Origin of the sequence: Terriglobus albidus, assembly GCF_025685425.1 — a bacterium.
In the GTDB taxonomy this organism is placed as follows: Bacteria; Acidobacteriota; Terriglobia; order Terriglobales; family Acidobacteriaceae; genus Terriglobus; species Terriglobus albidus.
Window position 1 is genome coordinate 1 of record NZ_JAGTAS010000022.1, and the last position, 22,272, is coordinate 22,272.

Here is a 22,272-nt window from a genome sequence, read left to right on the forward strand (position 1 = left end):
CTCGATCCTCAGTCGTCAACGTCAACGACGGCAAACTGCGTCCTCGTCTCATGGCTTGCTCCATGCCATGTTAGATGGACCCAATCTAAAAATAGTTGAACGAATTAATGACTCAGGACACTAGGGTAAATCTGAAGTCGTTAGGGCCTATCGAGATGTTCAGTTGATCTGAGACAGCATGACTGAGAATGGTGGGAGCAGCGGGCTTGAGCCCGCTGATAAAGGCGTAAAAGCAGACGGGCTATTGAGCCGATACACCGTGGGCTGAAAGCACACGGCTCCCACCCATTCGAGCTTCGCTCGAACATCCCACCCATCGCGTTGCGATGGATGGGGCACCCGGAGTATAGGCTATCCGGAATTTGTCGATACGCCGTAGCAATTTTGTCATCCTGAACGAACCAGGCGCTACATCTTGTAACGGCCCATCTCGTCATCGTTCAGGCCTTCCAACCATTGGCGCATCTGTTCCGCAGTCACATTCTGTGCATCGGAGGTCGACAGGCGGGCATTCTTCAACACCTCACGGTGAACATAGATCGGAGCATCCGCGCGTAACGCCAACGCCAGAGCATCCGATGGCCGGGCATCGATGGTCACAACCTCGCCCTCCTGATGCATCCAGATGACCGCGTAAAAGGTATCGTCCTTCAGCTCCTGCACCACGATCTTGTCCACCTGGGCGTTCAGACCGCGGATCGTATCCCGCAGAAGATCATGAGTCATCGGCCGCGGAGTTGCTGTCTTCTCAATCTCCAGAGCAATGGCATTTGCTTCGAAGATACCAACCCATATCGGCAGTACCATATCGCCCGCGACGTCCTTCAGCACGACGATCGGCATGTTGGTGACAGGGTCCATCATCAGGCCGCGGATCTTCATTTCAATCTCCTGCGGCGTGTCATCGTGTTGAAGTCCAGGAAAGTTCATTGCAGCACCACCAGACCGACAGGCTGGGCCTGCTTCAGCACCGCTGCCGGAACCTCTGCGTCGCCGGCCTGTTCGCCCACCAGGCTATTCGGCAACGACTTCGTCACTCTTACGGGAACATAACTGCCAATCTGCGGCAGTACCGGCTGTGCAGTGGTGAAGTTCAATGTCTTGTTCTGCGAGGTGCGTCCGATGATCTGGCCGCGTTGCTGATTAAAGCCCTCGACCATCACCTCAATCACTTTGCCCTCGTGCCGGCTGTAGAGGTCACGTTGAATCTCTCGCTGACGATCAAGCAGAACCTGCAGCCGCTGACTCTTCACCTCTTCGGATACCGTCTCAGGCATAGAGACCGCAGGCGTATTGGGACGCGGAGAATACTTGAAGGCAAAGACACCGTCGTAGCCCACCTCGCCGCAGAGAGTCACCGTTTCTTCGAAATCGGCATCAGTCTCTCCTGGAAAACCTACGATGATGTCTGTGGTCATGGAGATGTCCCGTTTCGCGGACTTGATCCAGGAGATACGCTCCAGATACCACTCACGCGTGTATTCGCGTTGCATCGCCCTCAATACGGCCGACGATCCGCTCTGCACCGGGAGATGGATATGGTCGCACAACGCAGGCACGGCATCGATCGCGTCGACGATTTGTTTCGTGAAGTGCCGCGGATGCGACGTCGTAAACCGCACGCGGCGGATTCCTGAGATCTCACCAACCGCAGCCAGAATCTCGGCGAAATTCATTTTACCGAGGGGATCACAGTAGGAGTTCACATTCTGGCCGAGCAACTGAATATCGGTAAAGCCGGCATCTGCCATGCGGCGCGCTTCCGTCAGTACCGACTCCGAGGTACGGCTGCGCTCCTTGCCACGGGTATACGGCACAACGCAGTAAGAGCAAAACTTGTCGCAGCCCTCGGTGATAGTGATGTAGCCGCGGTGCGGATTAGACCGCGCGGTGAACTCGGTATCAAACGTCTCATCCGTCTGGCGATCATCGAGACCGGTAATGCGGTGCTCCCCTGCTTCCAGGCGGCGAAGCATCTCCGGCAGGTTACGGTAGGAGGCCGAACCGCTCACCAGCGAGACGAATGGAGCCTTCTCGAAGATCTTCTCGCCTTCCTGCTGCGCCACACAGCCCAGCACACCAAAGCGTTTCCCCTCGCCCTGCAGGCGCTTGTACTCGTTCAAGCGATGAAAGACCTTCTGCTCGGCCTTATCGCGGATCGAGCAGGTGTTGTACAGGACCAGATCGGCAGAGTCTTCGTCCGTCACCTGGGTATAGCCCTCGTGCTGCAGCGTGCCGATGACTTTTTCCGAGTCATGGGCATTCATCTGGCAGCCGAAGGTTTCGATATAAAAGGTCTTAGCCACGCTTGAAAGTATACCGCCGGGCACACATCGGCCTGGCTCCTTGAAATTATTTGACTGTCGGGCTTTGGTAGCGCCAACGGGGATCGAACCCGTACTCTTCGCCTTGAGAGGGCGACGTGTTAACCAATTACACCATGGCGCCGCTAGGGGCAGGGCGGTGATGACTCACGCCCACTCGATTCAGTATAGCAGTGAAGAAGCTGTTTTGTTGGATCAGATACCGAGTTTCTTCACTTCGTCGTTGTAGTACTTGCGGTATAGGATGTCCCACTCCTGGGTGCCTTCCAGGATGATCTTCCGCTGCGAGGTGATCTTTTGCCGCGCTGCCTGGTCGATCTTGGTCTCTTCGAGCAGCAGCTTCTCCAGCGCCTTACGAGCCTCCTGGCGGATCGTGTTCCGGTCCTCCAGAAACTCTGCCTCGTCGGTCTCCGCCAGAGTATCGGCCACTACGTGAGCCAGTTTGTTGAGCTTGTCGCGCGAGATTCTCACAGCACCGCCTTGTATTTGCGCACAAGCTCGTTCTTGACCTTCTTGAACATCTCCGGATAGCTTGCGCCTGTCTTGCGCATGTCGTCCTGAAAGGTTTCCAGAATGACGCGGACCTCGTCGTTGATCCGGTCTTCGAGCGAGAGCTCGTCGAGCAGACCTTGATTCACACGCTCATTCAGAACACCCGGCTTATCGGTACGGACCATCTTCGCCTCGATAAGGTGCTGCACCGTCTGCTTGGCCAGGTAAGTGACGTAGTCCTTGGAAAAAATCATCTCTCTTCGAAGTCATTTATATCACGCGGTTAACGCCGATTTCTCGCCCCACAAAAGATATCCGTGACGGCGTCTCCCTGGTTATGGCCGATGCGGGCAGTTCGGGGTATTCAGGCAGCTCTCGGCCAGCCGCAAACGCTCCACCGGCCGTCCATGCACCAGGTGCTCGTTGACGATCTCCTGGATGTCCTCCAATTTCACAAAGCCGTACCAGACTGCCTCCGGATAGACGACCATCACCGGGCCATGCTCGCACTGATCCAGACAGCCGGCCTCGTTGGCCCTGACCGTGTTCTTCAAGCCGGCTGCCTTTACGGTGTCTTTCAGGGCATCTTTCAACTGGCGGCCCCCGTGGGGACGGCAGCTTGGACGGGCAGCGCCCTCCAGGCGCTCATTACCGCAAACGAAAACGTGACGCTCAAACTTTGCCATAAACGTGGGATGTGTCCTCAAACTCCTAGAGTATTCCTGTGCTTCCCTCCGCGCTTTTTGAGACAATACCGTTTGTTGCAATGCAGACGGATAACCTGATCTCCCTGAAAGACGACATGATTGCCTTCATCGCGGGCCACGGTATGCACCGTATGAATGCTTATGTCCATGAAGACATTCCTACCGTTGTCTTCGAAGAAGAGCACGCCGATTCCTGGAAAGACTTTGTCGAACATGCCAAAGCCGCCGGGGTCAGCTTCCTGACCATGAGCGAAGTCACGCTGGAAAAGCGTGATATCGAGATCCTCATTGAGCAGCTTCACGTCCGCGAATTTCCGGACTCTGATGACACACCGGATATCGACGACGCGCAGTACCTGGTGAACTATGTCGGCAAGACCGGCTACCTGCAGCTCGGCTTCGCCTACAACGGCATCATGTTCATCTATGAGACCTCGACCGAGTGGTATGACCGCTTTCAGCAGTTAATGGAGAGTGTCTCGGACTTCGACTCGATCATCGTGGACGATCCCGACGCAGACGAATAGTGCAATTTTCCTAATGGTGTAAAGCGGAGTATCGGGTCCCCAGCGAACTTGTTCGCTGGGTGAAGTCTTGGCTATTTGCGCCGTTTTCCTATGAAGAAAACGGCATTCGCAGATTTATCCAACACCACAGTATTAGGAGAATTGCTCTAGTGCCCGCCGAACCGCTCTATCGCTGGACAAGCCCGGAGGTCTCCTTCGAAGAAGCCGAGGCCTTCGCCCGTGAACTGCGCCTTCCGCAGGTCATAGCCGAACTTTTGCTCAGCCGCGGCTTCGACACCCCGGAAAAGGTTGACCTTTTCCTCAATCCCGAGATCGGCCACCTGCACCCCCCTTCCGCCATGCTGGGTATGGCAGCCGCAGTGGAACGCATTCGCCAGGCCATCGCGCGCCGTGAGCCCGTTCTGATCTACGGAGACTACGATGTCGACGGCACCGTGGCTACTGTGCTGCTTAAGACAGCCATTGACCGTATCGCCGGCGGCGAATCCATCGTCCGCTACCATATTCCGCACCGCATTCGCGAGGGCTATGGGATGCAAGCGGGAGTGCTGGCGAACGCAGCTGCGATGGGTGTCCGCCTGGTCATCTCAGTCGACACAGGGATTCGCGCCTTCGCTGCCGCCGAAGAAGCACAGGCTCTCGGGCTGGATCTGATCGTCACGGATCATCATCTTCCAGACGAGATCGGCGGCCTGCCTCCTGCGCTTGCCGTCATCAACCCCAACCAGCCCAACTGCCCTTATCCGAACAAAGATCTCTGCGGCGCGGGTGTCGCTTTCAAACTAGCCCAGGCCCTCCTGGAGAGCTCCGATATTCCCGCCGAAACGGTAGGAACCAAGCTGCTGCCCAGCTTCCTGAAGTTGTTAGCGATTGCGACCGTTGCAGACGCGGTGGCCCTCACCGGCGAGAACCGCGTCATTGTCGCCATCGGCCTACGCGAGCTGTCCAAACCTGTCCAACCGGGTCTCCGCTCCCTGATGGAGCTTGCTCAACTCAATGTCCGGCAGCCGCTGACAGCGACCTCGGTCGCCTTCCGTCTGGCGCCTCGCATCAATGCCGCCGGAAGGATGGATATTGCCTCGGATGTCGTCGAGATGTTCCTGACGCGCTCTCCCGAGCGGGGCCGCGAAATAGCTGAGAAACTACACCGGCTGAACGAAGATCGCCGCGCGACCGAGCAGGCTGCTCTCGATGAAATCGAGGCAGTGCTCGCCGCCGATGCATCTCTTGCGGAAACGGGGGCAGTCGTCCTCGATGGACACGGCTGGCACCGCGGCGTGATCGGTATTCTGGCCTCTCGCGTGGTCGAGCGTACCCACCGTCCGGCCCTTGTGTTGGCCCACGAGGAAGGTGAGGCATACGGCTCCGGTCGTTCCATCCCTGGCTTTCACTTGCTGGATGCGTTGACCGCAGTTCATTCCATCGCCCCGATCTTCACCCGGTTTGGCGGACATGCGCATGCCGTCGGGTTTTCTCTTCCCTCTGACAGGGTGCCTGAACTGCGAATGAGCCTCGGGCTCTATGCACGCTCCGCGATGTCTACGGAGACCCTGCTCCCAGAGCTGCACTGTGACGCTTCCCTGCCGCTGGAGCGCATTACGCCCGCCTTTGTGGAACAGCTCCATCGTTTTGAACCCTTTGGGCACTCCAATCCAGAACCGGTCTTCTGTTCCGGCCCCCTCCGCATTCTGGAAATACGTGTTCTCAAGGACAAACACCTTCGTTTGCGGCTGGAGCAAGGCAACGCCGCCATCGCCTGTCTGGCATGGTCGCGGCGGGTCCACTGGCCCTCGCGCTTGCAGGAACTCGGCGTAACGCAGGGTGCGATGATCGACGCGGCCTTTCGCATTCGCGAAAATGCAAACCCGGACTTCGGAAATGCAATTGAACTGGAGTTGTGCGATCTACGCCCAGCTCATACGGCAGGATAACTTTTTGTGCCGCAAACCCTTCCACCTGCGTCAGATATACTGACGCTTCGTCGCCCTATGGCTCAGAAAGCTACTAGTCCTGCTCGCACTTTCGTTTTCGCTTTGCTCGGCCTGGCCGCTCTTGTTGCGGTCGGCTTTGGTTTGCGTTCCCTGTTTCGTAGCAATGTCGATGTCCACGCTGCCTCCGTTACTTATGAAAATCTGACCAGTACAACCCCAACGAACGGCAAAGTTCAGCCCGTGGAGCCCTTTGACGCGCACGCTCCGATGGCGGGAACGGTCGATCGGATTTATGTCGGAGCCGGCGAAAAGGTAAAAGCCGGTCAGCTGCTCATTCATATGAATGATGCTGAGGCGCGGGGACGGCTGGCCACCGCACAGTCCGCATTGGCCGGAGCCGAGGCCGCCATCCACGATATGGAGAGCGGCGGCTCGACTGATGAGCGTATCGGCATGACCTCCGACCTGGAGAAAGCTCGTCTGCAGGAGCAGCAGGCCCAACGTGACCTCGCAGCGCTACAGCAACTCCAGCAGAAAGGAGCTGCTTCTGGAAGCGAGGTTCTCGCCGCCCAACAACGGCTTGAAAATGCGAAATCCTCCCGCATCGCGCTGGAGCAGCGCTCTTCCCCAGCCTCACGTTACAGCGCTCAGGACCGCGCCCGCGCTAAGGCGCAGGTAGCCGATGCCTCGGCTTATGTGGCTTCCGCACGCAAACTCTACGATCAGCTGAACGTCCGGGCTCCGTTCGATGGAACGATCTATTCGCTTCCGATACAGGAGTCGGATTTTGTTCCCGCTGGAGAGACCCTTCTCTCGATGGCGAACCTTGACCGTATCCAGATTACGGCCTATTTTGACGAGCCTGACGTAGGTAAGCTGGCTGTCAATCAGGCTGTAAGCATCGTCTGGGAAGCCAAGCCGGGCAAGGTGTGGCACGGACATGTTGAGACGGTACCGACGACCATCATCAACTATGGCACCCGCAACGTGGGTGAGTGCATTATCAGTGTCGATGATGCGCATGGTGACCTACTGCCGAATACCAATGTCACGGTCACCGTCACCATCCTGCAACACCCACATGTTCTGGCGGTTCCCCGAGAGGCTCTGCACACCCAGGGATCGCAGAGCTATGTCTTCCGCATTGTGAACGGCAAGCTGGTACGAACACCGGTTCAAGTCGGCGCCGCCGTAACCCCGACACGTATCGAAATTGCCGGCGGTCTTTCCGTTAATGACAAGGTTGCCGTCAATTCCGTTGACAACAGCGAATTGACAGATGGCCTGCCGGTCGATGTCGTTCAATAAGGCAGTTGATTATGCAGCACCTGAAGCCGTTTTTGTTCGCCACCGTCCTGTTCACGTCGCTTTCCATGCGAGCCATGGATGTGCACGAAGCACGATCTGCTCTTATGGCAGGCCGCGTCGACGATGTGGCTGCCGCGCTCGAGCCGGCGGTTAAGTCCAACCCGAAAGATGCTCTGTCACACCATTTACTGTGCCGTGCGTACTATGCCCAGGAGCTTCCGGATCGCGCTGTTCCCCACTGCGAGGCGGCTGTGGCCAACGACTCCGGCAATGCGATCTACTATCTCTGGCTGGGGCGCGCGTATGGATTGAAAGCTGACAAGTCAGGCCCGTTTACTGGCTTCAGCATGGCAAAGCGCAGCGTCGCATCGTTCGAGCGTGCGTTTCAGCTCGCGCCTACCAGCCTGGATGCAATCAATGATCTGGGCGAGTTCTATGCGCGGGCGCCATCCATCGTTGGTGGAGGCACCGACAAAGCACGGCAACTCGCCGAGCGTATTCAGCCGCTCTCCGCAGCGAAATATCACCGCATCCTCTCTCTGGTCGCCGAAAAAGAGAAAGACTACGGTGCGGCCGAGCAAGAGCTGAAAAAAGAGATTGAGGTCAAACATACCGCGGAAAATCTGATGGATCTGGTGGCCTTTTACGACCGCCGGAAACGCGTTGATGATGCCATCTCCGTGATCCGCGACGTGATCAATACCGATCGTCCCCGTTCCGCCCCAAGCTTCGACGCCGCGTCATTCCTGACCGAACAGCACCGCGATCCTGCATTGGCAGAAAGGTTGCTTAAGGAGTACCTTGCTTCCCCGTCAAAGTCCGACCAGGCTCCGGTTTTTCGTGCACACGTATTGCTCGGAAAGATCCTTACGGACCGGGGAGATAAAGAAGGCGCAAAGGCCGAATACCAGGCTGCACTGGCATTAGCAAAGGACTACCCTGTTGCCCGCCACGCACTTGGAATGTGACGAAACACCTGACGCAGCTCACAATCGACCCGAGTCGCCGCAGAGCTAGAATAAAAGTCGTGGCTTCTACCGCACTCCATCCCGCGTCAGCCCGGCTTACTACCACTCATGTAAAGCGTCTTGCGTGGTTCACGTTGGCGTGGAATATTCTTGTCGTGCTTTGGGGTGCGATCGTACGTGCCACCGGCTCCGGAGCGGGCTGTGGGAATCACTGGCCCCTTTGCAATGGAGAGGTCATCCCGCATACGCCCCGTGTCGATACGATCATCGAGTTTACCCATCGCATGATGTCTGGAGGCGCGGGCGTGCTCACGCTCGCACTGCTGCTCGCCATCATCGCAACATTGCAGCGACCATATTCCGCCCTTAAGGCCATACTGGCGGCGACCGTCTTGCTGATCAATGAAGCTATTCTGGGTGCTCTGCTGGTGAAACTGGGTTACGTCACCGGCAACCGTTCTATCGGTCGAGTCATCGTCCTTTCGATCCATTTGTCGAATACCCTTCTGCTACTGGGCGCATACACCTTGACGGTTTACTTCCTTGAGCGTCCCTGGCGTTTCACCATCTCTCGCCGCAATCTCTGGCTTAGCGCCATCGGCCTGGTCAGCACACTCGTTGTCGGCGTAAGCGGATCACTGGCAGCCCTCGGCGATACACTCTTTCCAGCGACGTCGCTGCGTGCAGCCTTTGTCCAGGACTTCGCCAGCAACTCTCCCATGTTGCTGCGGCTGCGCAGCGTGCACCCGCTCAGCGCCTTCCTGGCAACCGTATTTGTCATCTGGCTACTGAAACGCTCCTGGGGATCGCCGCTGGCAAACTTCGTGCTCGGCCTGCTCGCCTTCCAGATTGCACTCGGCTTTGCCGACCTGCTGCTGTTAGCCCCAACCTGGATGCAAGTGCTGCACCTGCTCGGGGCCGATCTTTACTGGGTGGCCCTCCTCTGGCTTTCCGCGCAACAAACATTCCCACTCACAAAGGAACTTCATGCGTAAGCTGCTGCTCTTCCTGCTGCTGTGTGTCACAGCCGCTGTGTCTGCACAATCTGTCCCCATGGACGGCCTGGCTCATGTCGCCATACGCGTCAAAGATGTCCCAGCCTCCCGCGCCTTCTATGAGAAGATCGGTTTTCTTGAGGCCTTTACGATCGATAACAAGGGAGTCCTGGATCGTTCCTTCATCAAGATCAACGACGACCAGTTCATCGAGCTCTATCCGCAGACGGAGAAACAGCCCCAGATCGGGTTCCTGCACCTCTGCTTCTATGGCAGCGATCTCGAATCGCTGCATAAGCAGTATGAGCGTGAGGACCTGAAGCCGCATGACCTCAAGAAAGCGGGCGCCGGCAATCTGTTGTTCACCATGGAAGGCCCGGAGAAGCAGAATATCGAGTACACCCAGTACATGCCTGGCTCTCTCCACTCAAACGACCATGGCAAACACCTGGGGAATCCCGTCGGCCCGAAGCTGATCAGCGTCTCTCTTGCGATGAAGGATGTTCCGGCCGCTCGCGCTTACTACTCCGAGAAGCTGCACTTCCCGATTACAAAGTCAGGCAGCTTCGCCATCCCCGGCACCTCGGGAGAGACCGTCGTGATTGAGGACGATCAGATCGGAGCCCGCATGCGGGTTGCCTTCCAGGTGAAGAGTCTCAAGGAAGCGGCGGCAGAGCTGACGAAGCGTGGTGTTCCCTTCACGCGTGCGAAAAACGCGCTCTCCACGACAGACCCGGACGGGAATATCGTGGAGTTCCGCGAACACGGCAGCTAGAGCATTTTCACTGTAGGTGTAATACAGGGCATCTGCATCTATGGGCGTTTTCCGCAATGAAAACGCCGCTGCACGCCTTTTCCGGGATACCCAGCAACAGTGAAAATGCTACTAGAGCAATCTGGACTATTTGGTATTCGGATCGCCGTCAACTTTGTTGACGGCTTTCTTTGTCCCAGATTTGGTCTTCTGGTAAGCCTTTTTGGTGCCCCTCTTGGTGGCGTCCGCTCCCTCTTCTGTCTTTTCACCGACCGTGTGGGCTGTCTTCTTGGTTCCTTTCTTAATGCCGCTGCCGGTGTCTTTGGCAGCCTGTTTGGTCTCATGACCTGCATCTTTCATATCCTGTTTCGCAGTCTGAGCCCCCAGGAAAGCGCCAGGTAATGTCGCAACGAGACATGCTGCCAGAAAACGGGTTGTACGATTCATAGGAAACTCTCCTGTTTAGAAAGAGATGAGAGTTTCTTATCTTTGGTTAGCTATGTGATACGGGAGACCTCAGATTTATCATGCCGTATCAAAGCTGCTGATAGGCTGATATTTTCTATGCCACGTAGAACGAATCCGGCACCCGCACCTCACCGTTTCTTCAACCGCGATGAAAGCTGGCTCCGCTTTAACTGGCGGGTGCTGGAAGAGGCGCAGGACGACCGCAATCCGTTGCTGGAGCGCGTCAAGTTCCTCGCCATTACAGCAAGCAATCTCGACGAGTTTGTCGAAATTCGAGTCGCCGGCGTACTGCAGCGTCTGGAAGATGGTTACGTCACCCCTCAGGCCGAAGCGGATGACGGGATGAGCGAACAACAGCGCCTTGAAGAGCTCAACCGCCTGATGCACGCCTTTGTCTGCGACCAGTACCGTTGTTGGAATGACCAGCTCCTGCCCGCCTTGTTGAACGCAGGCATCCGGGTTCTGGAGTGGAGCGAACTGGACGATGCAGCCCGGGAATATGCCGAACAGTACTACAACGATGAGGTCGATCCTCTTCTGACCCCGGTCACCATCGACCCAGCACATCCCTTCCCGCGAGTCCTGAACAAGGCACTCTGCATCGCGCTGCTGCTTCGGCGTAAGCGTAAGGGAGCTGCTGCCGCTGCACCAATTCTCGGCGTGATTACAGTTCCCCGGTCGTTGCCCCGCTTCGTCAAGCTGCCGTGCACCAGCGGATGCAACGAGTTCATCTTTCTTCATGACCTGATCGAAGCGCAGGCGGAACGTCTCTTCCGCGGCTACGAGGTTCTGGCAAAGACCGCATTTCGGGTTACTCGCAATTCGAACCTTTATCTCCAGGAAGAAGAGACACGCTCCCTGCTGGAGAGTGTCCGCAGCGAACTGCACAACCGTCGCAAAGGCGATGCGGTCCGCCTGGAAGTGAGCGAAGGCGCTGACCCCGAGATCGTCGAACGCCTGCGCGCCAACTTCGAACTGGATGAATGGCAGGTCTTCAAAACCGAAGGGCCGGTAAACCTCTCCCGGCTGATGAATCTCTACTCGGGTGTCGATAAGGATGCGCTGAAGTATCCTCCCTTCCATGGCCGTGAGTACCGTCTCGACCGAAAGTCGACAGATTTGTGGGATGAGCTGCGTACGCGGGACATCATGCTGCATCACCCTTTCGACAGCTATAGCGTCGTCGAGGAATTCATTGAAGCCGCGGCAGCGGATCCTGCGGTGGTGAGCATGAAGCAGACGCTTTATCGCACCAGTGCAGACTCACCGATGTTTGCCGCACTGGTCGATGCGGCGCAGCAGAAAGACGTTACCGTCGTCGTAGAGCTGATGGCCCGGTTTGACGAGGCCTCTAACATTCGCTGGGCTCGCACCCTGGAAGATGCAGGCGTACAAGTCTTCCACGGCATCTTCGGCCTGAAGACCCACTGCAAGCTCGCACTGATGGTTCGCCGTGATCTAGACGGCGTTGTGCGCCGCTATGCCCATCTGGGTACGGGCAACTACAATCCGGTCACGGCGCTTTTCTATACCGACATCAGCCTGCTGACCGCGAATCCCGAGATCACGCATGCCGTCCATGCAGTTTTCAATTATCTGACCGCCGAAGCGGAAGGCGAGCTCTATCGCCCACTGATGGTGGCTCCGCTGACACTTGTGGACGACCTTGAAAAGCTGATCGACCGCGAGATCGAGCACGCCAAAGCAGGCAGGCCGGCTCATCTCATTGCCAAGATGAACGGCCTTATCGATCGCCGCCTGATTGAGGCTATGTATCGCGCCAGCCAGGCGGGAGTGGAGATCGACCTCATTATCCGTGGCATGTGCGCCCTACGCCCCGGTGTACCGGGTCTCAGTGACCATATCCGCGTACGCTCGATCGTGGGCCGCTTCCTCGAACATAGCCGTATCTTCTGGTTCCTGAACGATGGCAAGGATGAAGCGTACTGCGGCAGCGCCGACTGGATGCCCCGTAATCTCTACGACCGCTGCGAAGCCGTCTTCCCCATCTACGACCAGCAGTTATTGCTTCGCTTACGGGAAGACATTCTCGGCAGCTATCTGCGCGACGATGCAAAGGCGAGATTGCTCACCCCCGATGGACATTACGTACGTCCAGCGCAGGTAGCCAAGCCGTTCGATGTACAGGCATACCTCATGCAACAGTCCGAAGGTGTTGCGGTGCAAATACCGCAGGCTGAGGCAACCGCACCTCAGCCTGCCAAAACGCCGAGTCGCCGGACAAAGAAGAATTAGTTCACGGTCAAGGAAACTGAGGTCGTCTGCGTAGTTGATCCGCTGGTTCCCGTCACCGTCACGGTGTAAGTTCCAGCCGGTGTTCCGGGTGTGCTCGAAGAACCACTACCACTACCGCAGCCACTGACAACTCCGGCTATCCCAAGCAGCAATAACACTCCAAGCAGTGGAACAAAACGACGACGGCGTGGAACCATAACCAGCAGCAGCCCGGCAACTGTCACACCACCGATTGAGATTGGTCTCCACTCGGAAAAAACACCGCTTTGCGCGGAACCACGAGCAGTGGTGATTGTCAGCGTCGAAGTCGCTCCCGGCGCCACGGAAGACGGCGAAAGCGTGCAGCCGGCGCCGCTCGGTGAACCGGAGATGCTGCAGGACAAGGCCACCGAAGAACTGAACCCATTTACTGCCGTTACGGAGATAGTTGATGTCCCAGAACTTCCACGCGATACAGTGAGGCTCGCGGGCGATGCACTCAGGCTAAAGCTGGAGGCTGTTGTAAGTGTTATGGTTGTGGCTGTTGAAGTCGAACTCTGGTAGTTGCCATCACCGCTATATTGCACGCTGATCGAGTTTGCACCGCTGTTCAACTGGTTGGCATTCAGCGTGTACGTTGCCGTGGCATTGTTCAACCCCGCTGAGGATACAGCGCCTTTGACACTCACGGTTCCCAGAACGTTGCTGCCGTTCAGAATACTGACCGTTCCCGTCTGATAGTCGCCATAGCTCTGGGTAGGCACGCTGATGCTAAGCGTTGCCGCCTGACCGGAGCCGAGGGTGGTCGCAGATGATGAGAACGTCGTTGTCGTAGCAGCTTTTGTTACCGTGAAAGCACTGGAGCTGGAAGTCGTACTTTTGTTGAAACTGGCATCGCCACTGTAGCTTCCGCTAAAGCTGTAGCTTCCCGGCGCGAGTTCCGTTGTCTGGATCTCAGCATCACCATCGCTATTGAGGCTAACGTTTCCATACGCCGTTCCGTTGTTCTGCGCGGCCACAGTGCCAGTCGGTACGCCGTCACAAGGAGTGCTCGACGGACAAGTGGCTCCAGCTACAGTGAATTTGATCAGCGCCAGATACTGTCCGTAAAACATGCCTGTCTGCGATGTAATAGCCCTAGTACTTGGGTTGTAGAACTGTGTCTGCACTGTAGTCTTACTGTTCTCAGGGGTAACGGTCAGTGGGACGGCATTCGAGTCCGAGGCAGCATGCGTCGCATCGCCGCCGTAATGTGCCGTCACTGAATATGTCCCGCCCGGGAAGTTATTGAACGTTCCGGAATAGCTTCCTCCGCTCAGCGTGCCGCGGCCCACTGATCCGTTCGTTGTAGAGGCGTTGATGGTGACGTCGCCAGTTGGCGTGCCAGTTCCCGAGGTAACGGTTACACTGGCCGTCACAGGTGTTCCATGGGTGATACTCGCCGAAGATAACGACAGCGTCGTGGTGGTCGAGTTATAAGTCACAGTCGACCAGTTATTCGCAAGATTGGCGGCGTTTACCGATCCCAGGCCGGTCGTGAGGTCGTAGCCTGTGTTAGAGCTGAAACCGGAAAGTATGCCATAGCTATCCGCACTATTATTGACCGTACAGTTTGGCGATCCTTTCACACACGGCACACTGTTCGTGCCGGCGATGATGTCGTTGAAGGTGCAGGCCGCGTTGGGAGTTCCACTCGCGCTGCAGGCCGTGCCCGCTGTGGTCTGTTTATTGAACAGAGCGTACAGATTGTAGTTGGCATTGCCGAGACGGCCACCGCCATTCTTCTGCGCAACCAGGGCCATAATGCCGGCCATCGCAGGAGAGCCAACGGACGTTCCGCCCACGCCGATCAGATCGTTATAAGGCGAGGAGATATTGCATCCCTTACCATCCGAGAGCTGATCGGCCTGGCAAACGATATAGAAGGCTCTCGAGAAGCCATTCGACGCGAACAGAGACACATCCGGGATATCGCGGACACCGTCTGCGGGCACACCAGTCCCCGTCTGCCAGGATGGCTTAGGGTATCCGCCCTGGCAGGTGGAGAGCGTCGACCCCGTAGCAGAGATACAGTTGCTTCGTCCGCCACCGCCACCGGTGGTAGTCAGCAGTCCTTTGGATTGCGCTGTCGAGTTATTGCAGACAGCTTCCGGAGACAACCCCCCATAGGTCGTTGAAAGTGAGAGCTGTTCGTTCGTGCAGGTGTTGTTCCAGGTCGTCTCGGGAATATAAGCCAAAACAGAAGCTTTGGTCGTCGAGTTGTTGCTGCTGCCGAATTTGCCGTTATCCCCGTAGAGGGTCTGGAAGTCTGTGCCGCCGATCGCGGTATTGTATGGAGTGGACGCTATCGCGTTAACGGTCAGGCCATAGCTTGCATAGCTCTTGTTCTGATCGCAGGTTCCCGAGCCGGCGTCACCGGCGGCAACCAGAACCGTAATTCCCTGCGCCGCTGCCTGTTGCCAGAGCGAACGATAAAAGCTGTTTCCACTGGTACCGGCAGCGAACTCGCAAACGCCCCAGCTCTCGCTAATGATGGGGTCCAGATTGTTATCGATGATGTACTGGGCCGACAGATCGATACCTGCAGTGGTCTCTGTCCCCATGGATGAGACATAGTCGATTGTCGCGCCAGGCGCCGCAGCACCAGACCACTGCACATCAATGTTGCCTTCGATCTCATCATCCTGGTATCCGGGATCCGGACCGTTGTTAATGATGTTCAGATACTGGGTCCCGGTGGGTCCCGAAGTATTCCCGACCGGAAGGCCAAACAAATTGCGGAAGTTTACAAAATCCTGCGGATTCAGTTTGGACTCGCCGACGATCGCAATCCTCTGCCCGGCGCCATTCACCGATGAATTCCAAAGAGGATTCAGATTGTAGAGCGTTGCAAAGTCATAAGGCGTTACGCCAAGGTAGGCGGAACCGTTCGATGAAATAACGTATTGGGGAGCGCCTCCCACCTGTTGCAGTTTTCCTGTCTGCGAATCGCGCCGATAGATACCGTACTTCTCGGCGAAGGTTTTGCGCGGAAAGTTGTTCAGCGAGCTGAACCCGGAGACCAGCGGAGCAAGAGCGGCAGGGATTAGCGGATCCGTAATATTTGCCGCCCGCGGCTTTCCAAGGTACGAGAACCGATGCATCGAGACGCCAAAAGCTTGCCGCATCGCTCCGGCGGAACCGGAGAACTCCACGGTCGTTCTGCCTTTATTCACCGAAACGTTGTTGAACCCGTGCGCTACCAGCCAGTTCGTCAATGTAGCGATGTCCGTATCGGAAGGGCCAAACCTTGCCCCGAACTCCTCCGGCGTAAGCCACTGATGATAGTTGGGTGAATTCTTATCCTGCTGTTGATCAATCAACTGCTTCAATGCAGTCTCTTGCTCGTCACTGCGCCGTAATGTCATCAGAATGCGATTCAACGCCAGGTCATCAGCCAGTGCCCCTTGATCGTTAGCAACACGAACCAGCGGGTGGACCATGCCACGCAATTCGACGCGGCGGTTGTCGTTCACCGGCTGGGTCACCAGCGGTTTGGCTTGATTTGTGAGTTGAGCAGAGACAGAAGCGGAAACAAGGGCCAGAATAGCTGCTGCAAAACGGCGGAGGTTCAACATAAGAGCCTTTGTGGCCGGGTACAGTACAGGCATGCACCAGGGGGATTCTGAAGATGCCATGATTCTCCGGCGGCCCGGTCGCGATGTCAAATTCCCCTCGCGATTACAAGTGAGTCATTTAAAAGACACAGGGGTGGCCGAAGCCACCCCCTCATGTGATATCCAACGTCACTAATTCACAACAAAGGTTACCGTCGACGTATGGGATGTAACCGTGGAACTGGTCGAGCTGCTGGTGGCCGTCACCGTAATGGTATAGGTACCGGTTGCTGTTTTAGTAACACTGCTGCTCGAGCCGGAGGAGCCGCTGCCGCAACCGGATAGCCCTGTCATCAATACGCCGCTAAAGCTGATGAGCAGCAGAGCAGATAGGCGCCGCCTGCGCGGCATAAGAATACAGAGCAGACCTGCAAGAACAAGTGCTCCGCCTGCAGCTCCTTTCTCCCCTCGACGCAACACCGCCTGTTGAGCCGCCAGTTGCGTCATGCCGTGGCCCACCTTGGCGCTCGACTGGTACGCATACAGAGTCAAAGCAGTCGTTGCCGTACCTCCGCTCGTCAGCGTAACCGGCGAGACGGAGAAGCTATACTGCGCTGCCAGAGTTGAGGTACTGGCTGCGCTGAAGCTGATCGATCCCGTAAAACCATTCACCGAAGCGACGGTAAATGTAATTGGCGATGCTGTACCTCCAGAGCTTACCGTAGCTGTTGCAGTCGCGGGCGAGAGTGTGAAGTCAGCGGTGCTGGCCGCTACGACATCGACGGTCGCCGATCCCAGTGAGCTTCCGTAGGTCGTATCACCCGAATAGGACGCTGTAATCGTGTGATTGCCGGAGCTCAAAGACGCTGTGGAGACAGTTCCGGTTGCTGTACCGGAGCTCAACGACAACGTGGAGCCTGTCGCCGTTCCATCCACCAGCAACTGCACCGTGCCTGTCGGAGTTGTCGTTACGCCCGATGTGCCCGATGCCACAGTTACGGTGACAGAAACGGAGTTGCCGGCTGTCACACTGGTCGGCGAAGCCGTAACGGTCGTCGTAGAGACCGCCGAGCCGCCGGAGGAGAGAGGGGTCACCGCTGACCAGTCGTTAACAAAGTTGGCGACATCTAGCGAACCCCATCCAGTTGCCAGATCGTATCCCGTAGTAGCGCTGTAGCCAATGCTGGTTGTACCTGAGGGGCAGTCGGTGGTTCCACTCGTGCAAGGCTGCTTGTTATCACCGACTGTCACATCATGGAACACAGTGCCGTAGTAGGTGCTGTTGGCCAATGCATAGATCGTTGGATTGGCATTGCCGATGCGCGAGCCGGTTTTCTGCTCAACCAGGGCAAGGACTCCCGCGAAGATTGGTGTTGAGGCAGAGGTGCCGCCCACAACTGCAAGAGTGTCGTCGGAGGCGCGATAGCCGTTCGTGCAGTACGTGGTCATGCAGATGAGATATCCGTCGTGACCGGAAGCCGCGTTGAAAGCAATATCCGGAACATCGCGGACATAATCCGTAGGCACACCAGTGCCTGTCTGCCAGGCCGGCTTAGCGAAGTAGTCGCTCTTTCCACCTCCACTACCAGCTAATGCGCTCCCGGATGTGGTCTCGTTCCATACCGCCTCCGGAATATAACTAAGAGCCGATCCTTGATTGCTTCCATTGGAACCGCTCCAATATGTCGTAGCTCCGGTCGCGCTTCCTTCGTTGAACATCGTTCCACCCAGAGCGGTTACATAAGGCGAAGAAGCCGGAAAATCGACGGCTAGTCCGTACTGAGCCGATGTCACCGTGCTAGAGCCGCTGCTGTAGTCGCAATCGGTGGCGCCGGAATCGCCGGTCGGCCCCACGATGGTCTGGCCTTGCGCGTTTGCCTGGCGGAAGAGTGCGTTATAAGTGTTCAGATTGCTCTGACCCCATCCCGACTCGCACAGGCCATAACTGATCGAAATGATAGGAGCGAGGTTGTTATTAATCGCCTGGGTCAGCGACGTGTCCACAACGTCCTTCGAATACACATACAGGATCGACGCCGACGGAGCAGCCGCGCCGGACCACTCCACATCCAGCATTGCTTCAGCTAGATCGTTATTCACCGTTCCGGGCGTCGTGCCATAGAGCTTCACTGTGGGCGCATTCGCAGAAAGCCCTGAGACACTACGAAAGGTCGCTACTTGGGAAAGGCTGATCTCTGTCTGACCCATCACTGCAATCGTTACACCCGAGCCGTTCGTACCACCGGAAACCAGCGAACCCATGTCATAGATCGTGTAAAGGTCGCCCGGCGCAAGAAAGTGGCTTCCCGACTTATCTGAGGTGAAGCGAGGTCGCACATGCGGCTTTAGCTTGAAATTATTGAGGCCGGTGATTCCTGTGACAACCGGCTGCAACGCCGCTGGAAGAACCGGCTCCGAGATATTCGCAAAGTTTGTTTCGCCCCCGGACTGGAGAGAATGAATCGAAGTCTGGAAGGCCTTCTCTACTGCCGAGACCGGACCGCTGAAGGTAATAAAGTTTTTGCTTCGCGCTACCTCCGTCACCGTCAGACCTTTGCTGGTAAGCCATGCTGTTGCCTGGTCCAGATCCGCCTGCGCCATGCCGAACTGTGCCCCATACTCCTCCGGAGTGAGCCACTGGTGATAACGAGAAGAGTTCGGATTCTGCTGATCCTGCAACAGCTGCGTCAGCGCTGCCTCCTGTGCAGCGCTCATGCTGAAACGAAGTGTAAGTTGCTCCAGCTGCTGACTTCCCGGCAGTTCGCCAAGGTCAGACGCTCCACGAACGCGCGGCGACACATTGCCTGACATCGGGGCGCGCTGGGCGTCGTCAATCGCATTAATACGGCGGGATGGTTGTACTGCAAACAAGGTCGATGCCTGCAACACGACCAGCATTGCGATGCAAAGAGCCAAAGCACGTACGGGGAGGATACGAAGTCGTCGCATACAAAGGTCCAGTCAACCCCCTTTTACGGCCACGACAGACGTAGCGAGAACGCACGGTACCTGCGACCGGAGAACAACGAGGGTCGCACGTACAGACGAGAACTTTCCGAAAAGGTTTCGGAGAGCCGACGAAATCCTCTTTACATCTAGAGCATTTTCCCTGTTGCTGGGTATCCAGGAAATGCTCTACTGCACGGTTACCTGATAGCTGTAGTTGTGACGAACCGGGTTTCCACCGTCGGTTCCTGCGACAGTGATGGTCAACAACTGGGTTCCGAATGGGGTACCGTTGTTGGCAGATCCGCCACTGCTACTGTTGGTACCGTTCTGCTCGATTCCAGACGCGCAGCCTCCTGCCGTTATCGTGATCAAAACCGCAAGTATCGCGACCAGCAGGCTGATACGGCGGCGTGTAGGCACGATGAACCACATGATCGCCGCAAGCACCGTTCCGCCGGCAGGAAGATGCCATGGAATGTCATGCCTCTCTAAAGAGGCCGTATTCGCAGTCGTTGTAATTGTGAGCGTGCTGGCGCCACTGCTGCCAAGCGATGCCGGAGAAAAGGCGCAGGTCATCAGCGCCGCAGCTGGAGGCGTGCAGCCCAACGTAATCGTCCCGGCGAACCCGCCTGAGCTTGTCACCGTTGCAGCAACCTGCGCCGACTTGCCCTGCGTAATATTCAGGGATGTCGGATTCAGGCTGACGGTAAAATCGCTGATTGTAACTGCCAAGGTGTTGGACGTAGCACTCTTGTAGTTGGTATCACCGGCATAGATGGCATAAAGACTATGCGAGCCAGGCAGAAGACCAGTGCTCGATACGCTCGCTATCGACTGCGTCGTTCCATTCGGAGCCAGCGTGGCCGTCCCCAGAGTCACGACGGTGGAACCCACCGTATCGTAGAACGTCACTGTCCCAGTTGGAGGAGACAGCGTAGTCGAACCGCCACTGGCGGTCGCCGTAAACACGATGTTCGTTCCACTCACGGCCGTCATCGTACTGGCGGACAACACCAGAGTGGGGGTCACCTTCGACGTGACGACGGCAATTGCGGTTGAGGTGCTTCCGTTCCAGTTCGTATCCCCGGAGTACACCGCGGTGATGGAGTGCGTTCCGGCGCCGGTCAATGTCACCGTCGCCGTAGCTGAACCAGCAACAAGCGGAGCAGTACCGACAGTCTTCGTCCCGTCCAGGAACGTCACGTTGCCCGTGTAGATATATGTTCCCGTTGCATTACCCGCATTCGAGACAGTAGCCGTCAGGGTAACAGAATCGCCCGTAGTCGCTGCGTTGTTGCTCGACGTAACCGTCGTGGTGGTATTTCCCTTCGTCGCCGTATACGACAACGTCACAGGAGAGTTTGTACACACAAAGGTATTGGCCGATGGACAGGAGATCACGATCGAATACTTTCCGGGCGGAGGAATCGTAATCGTAATGTTTCCTGTTCCTGATGCCACAGTTCCGGTATAGGTCTGCCCATTTACAACAGCCTGAACCGTTCCATTGGCGGTTCCTGTAGTGACCGCGACGGTCGCCGTAATGGTGGCGGTATTCCCATACGCGCCCGGTGACGGAGAGACCGATGCCGACAGCGTGCCCGTCGAAGGCGAGATGGTAACGGTGATCGGGCTACTGCTGGACGCCGCGAACGTAGAGTCTCCGCTGTAGATGGCGGTAATCGTATGTGGACCGATCACTAACGTAGAAATCGAGATATTGACCGTTCCGTCCGAGCCGATTGTCCCCGAACCGATCACGCCATCTTGAGGAGAGGTCAGCGTCACAGTTCCAGTCGGTACAGTAGTGGAATTCGTCGATGACTTAACCGCCGACGTGAAGGTGATGTTCGTACCACCGTTAACGGAATAGCTGGACGCAAGGAGTGAGGTTGTTGTGACCGTCGTCCCAAGAGGCCAGCGCTTAATGATCTCAGCCGGGTTAATAGCCCCAAGCCCTGCCTGTGGAGTCCAGGCTCCTGTAACGACACCCTCAGGCTGCGTATAGACACCAGGAATCACAGCCATTTGATAGAGCGTGGCATTGATGTTGCCAAGCCTTCCATCGCTGCGAGCGATCAACTCATTGACCGTTGCGCTGAAATCTTCCGTCGAAATGAAATCCGGAACAGCGCGAAGTCCATCGGTAGGCAGACCGTCTGCGACCTGCCACGCTGGTCGCGCTCCCGTTCCGGTCATGGCACTGTTCAGCGCCTTGGGAGCAATGACCGTCATTGATTCGTAACCGCCCGATGCGTTCCCTAATACTGTTATGCCCTGGGCATTCGCCTGCTTCAGCAGAAGATCCCAATCCGTCTCACCAGCGGGAATGTCGCCCAGCACCAGTACGCCTGAGGCGTTTGCATCCACCGCCGCCTCCGCGGACGCCAAAGGGGAGCTATCAAGATCATCCAGTCCCGTTACCGCGCGAATGATCTGTGGAGCATCTCCCGGCAGGGAAAGCTCGCCACGCTGGACAACATGCAAAGTTCCGGCAAGCTCAACCTGACCCAGACTGGCGTGGAAGACGCCCTCCGCAGTCGCTACCGTCGAGGCTGCCTGCAACAACGTATGGGCGGCGTTGGTTGCTGTGACATGCAGGCCCTGGGCCTCAAGCCATGTCGTCGCCGTACCTATCTCCGCGTCGGTGGCGCCGAAACGAGCGGCAAACTCCTGCGGAGTCAGCCAATGATGGTAGTTCGAGGAACCTTTGGTCGTAAGGTCCGTCAAATATTGTGCCAACGCACTCTGCCGGCTATCGTCTACCTTCAGTGCAATGGAGATGTGTTGCAACGGCCAGGAAGCTGGAGCCGCGTCCAGAACAACTGCCCCTGCCGGCAGCGATGTAGTGACGGATGGCAATGCCCGGCGGTTTTGCTGTGCCATGGCAGCCGACAAAAAAGTACATACCAGCGCGCAGACGACCGCATACCGGCGCAAAAAAGCCTGAATTTTCACCACCATAGGGATTGCATTGATTCTCGCCGCTGCCGACGGGAAAGGCAATAACACTTCCAG

At 56.9% G+C, this 22,272-nt stretch carries 16 protein-coding genes and 1 tRNA gene; 7 read left to right on the forward strand and 10 right to left on the reverse strand.

What is annotated here, in order from left to right:
* Window positions 1–408 precede the first annotated feature (408 nt).
* The 6 genes from OHL21_RS02070 to OHL21_RS02095 form a co-directional block, all read right to left on the reverse strand.
* Complete coding sequence (locus OHL21_RS02070; RefSeq protein ID WP_263415592.1) at window positions 409–930, reverse strand: bifunctional nuclease family protein; 522 nt, start codon at window positions 928–930, stop codon at window positions 409–411.
* Window positions 927–2,306 carry a tRNA (N6-isopentenyl adenosine(37)-C2)-methylthiotransferase MiaB gene (gene miaB, locus OHL21_RS02075; RefSeq protein WP_263415593.1) on the reverse strand — a complete coding sequence of 460 codons (1,380 nt, stop codon included), beginning with the start codon at window positions 2,304–2,306 and terminating at the stop codon, window positions 927–929. Before miaB ends, OHL21_RS02070 begins: the two co-directional genes overlap by 4 nt.
* Before the next feature lie 65 nt (window positions 2,307–2,371).
* Window positions 2,372–2,448 (reverse strand) — tRNA-Glu (locus OHL21_RS02080).
* Window positions 2,449–2,519: 71 nt separating this feature from the next.
* Window positions 2,520–2,795, reverse strand: coding sequence for a DUF507 family protein (locus OHL21_RS02085; RefSeq protein ID WP_263415594.1), 276 nt, complete (start codon window positions 2,793–2,795; stop codon window positions 2,520–2,522).
* Complete coding sequence (locus OHL21_RS02090; protein ID WP_263415595.1) at window positions 2,792–3,070, reverse strand: DUF507 family protein; 279 nt, start codon at window positions 3,068–3,070, stop codon at window positions 2,792–2,794. Before OHL21_RS02090 ends, OHL21_RS02085 begins: the two co-directional genes overlap by 4 nt.
* An 81-nt stretch (window positions 3,071–3,151) precedes the next feature.
* Complete coding sequence (locus tag OHL21_RS02095) at window positions 3,152–3,502, reverse strand: (2Fe-2S) ferredoxin domain-containing protein (RefSeq protein ID WP_263415596.1); 351 nt, start codon at window positions 3,500–3,502, stop codon at window positions 3,152–3,154.
* A gap of 38 nt (window positions 3,503–3,540) precedes the next feature.
* Here OHL21_RS02095 and OHL21_RS02100 point away from each other — a divergent pair, with 38 nt between their 5' ends.
* From OHL21_RS02100 to OHL21_RS02125, 6 genes are all read left to right on the forward strand, one after another.
* A complete protein-coding gene (locus OHL21_RS02100) occupies window positions 3,541–4,050 on the forward strand; it encodes a hypothetical protein (RefSeq protein ID WP_317889952.1) in 510 nt (169 codons plus the stop codon).
* A gap of 149 nt (window positions 4,051–4,199) precedes the next feature.
* Complete coding sequence (recJ, locus tag OHL21_RS02105) at window positions 4,200–5,981, forward strand: single-stranded-DNA-specific exonuclease RecJ (RefSeq protein WP_263415597.1); 1,782 nt, start codon at window positions 4,200–4,202, stop codon at window positions 5,979–5,981.
* A gap of 57 nt (window positions 5,982–6,038) precedes the next feature.
* Window positions 6,039–7,289 (forward strand): efflux RND transporter periplasmic adaptor subunit, encoded by a 1,251-nt coding sequence (locus OHL21_RS02110; protein WP_263415598.1) that lies wholly within the window; start codon window positions 6,039–6,041, stop codon window positions 7,287–7,289.
* A gap of 11 nt (window positions 7,290–7,300) precedes the next feature.
* Window positions 7,301–8,257: a tetratricopeptide repeat protein gene (locus tag OHL21_RS02115; protein ID WP_263415599.1), complete on the forward strand. Its 957-nt coding sequence runs from the start codon at window positions 7,301–7,303 to the stop codon at window positions 8,255–8,257.
* A 59-nt stretch (window positions 8,258–8,316) separates the two neighbouring features.
* Window positions 8,317–9,252, forward strand: coding sequence for a COX15/CtaA family protein (locus OHL21_RS02120; protein WP_263415600.1), 936 nt, complete (start codon window positions 8,317–8,319; stop codon window positions 9,250–9,252).
* The gene (locus tag OHL21_RS02125; protein ID WP_263415601.1) at window positions 9,245–10,027 is read left to right on the forward strand and encodes a VOC family protein; all 783 of its coding nucleotides are present in this window, start codon (window positions 9,245–9,247) and stop codon (window positions 10,025–10,027) included. Before OHL21_RS02120 ends, OHL21_RS02125 begins: the two co-directional genes overlap by 8 nt.
* A 126-nt stretch (window positions 10,028–10,153) precedes the next feature.
* Here OHL21_RS02125 and OHL21_RS02130 read toward each other — a convergent pair whose 3' ends face one another.
* Window positions 10,154–10,453, reverse strand: coding sequence for a hypothetical protein (locus tag OHL21_RS02130; protein ID WP_263415602.1), 300 nt, complete (start codon window positions 10,451–10,453; stop codon window positions 10,154–10,156).
* A gap of 117 nt (window positions 10,454–10,570) precedes the next feature.
* On the opposite strand from OHL21_RS02130, the gene ppk1 reads away from it, so the two are divergent.
* Window positions 10,571–12,730 (forward strand): polyphosphate kinase 1, encoded by a 2,160-nt coding sequence (gene ppk1 / locus OHL21_RS02135; protein ID WP_263415603.1) that lies wholly within the window; start codon window positions 10,571–10,573, stop codon window positions 12,728–12,730.
* On the opposite strand, the gene OHL21_RS02140 is transcribed toward ppk1, so the two are convergent.
* The 3 genes from OHL21_RS02140 to OHL21_RS02150 all read right to left on the reverse strand — a co-directional run bounded on the left by OHL21_RS02140 (window position 12,727) and on the right by OHL21_RS02150 (window position 22,140).
* Entirely contained in the window at window positions 12,727–16,386 is a 3,660-nt protein-coding gene (locus OHL21_RS02140; RefSeq protein WP_263415604.1) for an Ig-like domain repeat protein, read from the reverse strand. The genes ppk1 and OHL21_RS02140 overlap by 4 nt on opposite strands.
* A 111-nt stretch (window positions 16,387–16,497) precedes the next feature.
* A complete protein-coding gene (locus OHL21_RS02145; protein WP_263415605.1) occupies window positions 16,498–19,254 on the reverse strand; it encodes a protease pro-enzyme activation domain-containing protein in 2,757 nt (918 codons plus the stop codon).
* Window positions 19,255–19,440: 186 nt separating this feature from the next.
* The gene (locus OHL21_RS02150; RefSeq protein ID WP_263415606.1) at window positions 19,441–22,140 is read right to left on the reverse strand and encodes an Ig-like domain repeat protein; all 2,700 of its coding nucleotides are present in this window, start codon (window positions 22,138–22,140) and stop codon (window positions 19,441–19,443) included.
* Window positions 22,141–22,272 lie beyond the last annotated feature (132 nt).

Bases quoted from the DNA above. Each gene is read 5' to 3' on its own strand.
- OHL21_RS02145 (WP_263415605.1), bottom strand. From the start codon at position 19,254: ATGCGACGACTTCGTATCCTCCCCGTACGTGCTTTGGCTCTTTGCATC.
- OHL21_RS02130 (WP_263415602.1), bottom strand. From the start codon at position 10,453: ATGAATCGTACAACCCGTTTTCTGGCAGCATGTCTCGTTGCGACATTA.
- OHL21_RS02110 (WP_263415598.1), top strand. From the start codon at position 6,039: ATGGCTCAGAAAGCTACTAGTCCTGCTCGCACTTTCGTTTTCGCTTTG.
- OHL21_RS02140 (WP_263415604.1), bottom strand. From the start codon at position 16,386: ATGGCATCTTCAGAATCCCCCTGGTGCATGCCTGTACTGTACCCGGCC.
- OHL21_RS02095 (WP_263415596.1), bottom strand. From the start codon at position 3,502: ATGGCAAAGTTTGAGCGTCACGTTTTCGTTTGCGGTAATGAGCGCCTG.
- OHL21_RS02125 (WP_263415601.1), top strand. From the start codon at position 9,245: ATGCGTAAGCTGCTGCTCTTCCTGCTGCTGTGTGTCACAGCCGCTGTG.
- OHL21_RS02115 (WP_263415599.1), top strand. From the start codon at position 7,301: ATGCAGCACCTGAAGCCGTTTTTGTTCGCCACCGTCCTGTTCACGTCG.
- ppk1 (WP_263415603.1), top strand. From the start codon at position 10,571: ATGCCACGTAGAACGAATCCGGCACCCGCACCTCACCGTTTCTTCAAC.
- OHL21_RS02150 (WP_263415606.1), bottom strand. From the start codon at position 22,140: ATGGCACAGCAAAACCGCCGGGCATTGCCATCCGTCACTACATCGCTG.
- OHL21_RS02090 (WP_263415595.1), bottom strand. From the start codon at position 3,070: ATGATTTTTTCCAAGGACTACGTCACTTACCTGGCCAAGCAGACGGTG.
- OHL21_RS02070 (WP_263415592.1), bottom strand. From the start codon at position 930: ATGAACTTTCCTGGACTTCAACACGATGACACGCCGCAGGAGATTGAA.